This is a genomic window from Rhodococcus sp. FG69 (assembly GCF_057808915.1).
On the sequence record NZ_JBMDIX010000143.1, the window covers coordinates 1 to 324 of the forward strand.

Here is a 324-nt window from a genome sequence, read left to right on the forward strand (position 1 = left end):
GATGAAAGGCCGTCCGGCCCATTGCGCCCGTACGAAGCTGTCTTCTCCGCGCACGAAGTTGACATCACAAGACCACAAGCTCAGGTCGTAACTGTCCTGATCGGTCATCGGCAGCACATGCACGGTGAGTGAACCTTGGCTGACATGCTGGCCCGCCTTTAACGGCTGGCCCATCACGGCTTCCACGTCAGCCAGCACCTTGCCTTCCGGCACCATGCAGTGCACCGGCAGCGTGCTGTGCGTCCAGTAGTCCAGCAATTCGCGGGCCGCCGGGTTTTCGTAGGCAAACAGGCTGACGCGCCATTCTTCCGGCTGTTTTTCCGG

1 protein-coding gene is annotated in these 324 nt (G+C 60.8%); it reads right to left on the reverse strand.

Annotated elements, in window-relative coordinates; translation table 11 throughout:
• Positions 1 to 324, reverse strand: a 324-nt coding sequence (earP, locus tag ACODSO_RS29360; RefSeq protein WP_489040117.1) for an elongation factor P maturation arginine rhamnosyltransferase EarP, incomplete at both ends; no start/stop codon positions are given.